Source organism: Pseudomonas reactans (assembly GCF_013387025.1).
GTDB lineage: Bacteria > Pseudomonadota > Gammaproteobacteria > Pseudomonadales > Pseudomonadaceae > Aquipseudomonas > Aquipseudomonas reactans.
Genome location: NZ_JACAQP010000154.1, coordinates 1 through 401, shown reverse-complemented (window position 1 = coordinate 401; position 401 = coordinate 1). Strand labels below are relative to the sequence as shown.

Annotated in this window: 1 protein-coding gene; it reads left to right on the top strand. The window is 30.7% G+C overall.

Features of this window, described 5'->3' with window-relative positions; all coding sequences use genetic code 11:
• Positions 1–25: 25 nt before the first annotated feature.
• A complete protein-coding gene (locus HX793_RS32275) occupies positions 26–115 on the top strand; it encodes a cytochrome b6/f complex subunit VIII (RefSeq protein ID WP_069187528.1) in 90 nt (29 codons plus the stop codon).
• The last annotated feature ends 286 nt before the right edge of the window (positions 116–401 follow it).

Genomic DNA, 401 nt, shown 5'->3' with positions numbered 1-401 from the left:
CATAAAGATAAGGGACATAATTGACATGGATATAGTAAGTCTCGCTTGGGCTGCTTTAATGGTAGTCTTTACATTTTCCCTTTCACTCGTAGTATGGGGAAGAAGTGGACTTTAGAAGCACTACTAATTTAGTTGAGGAATGAAACGGTATCAATTGTTTTATAGATCGTTCTGCAACGCATTTTTTATTTGAATTGAAATAATTTTCAAATAAAAATATATTCATTTCGAAATTCCATTGGATTCTAGTGGAGAAATGTATTCTATAACAGTAAAACAATTATTTCAGAAAGAAAGAGAATCGGGTCCTACGTTAATTCCATATATGGATTAATCACTACATATATTGAAGATAGAAGCTAATATAGTATACCAACTTTATTAGAAAGTCAAGTACAACT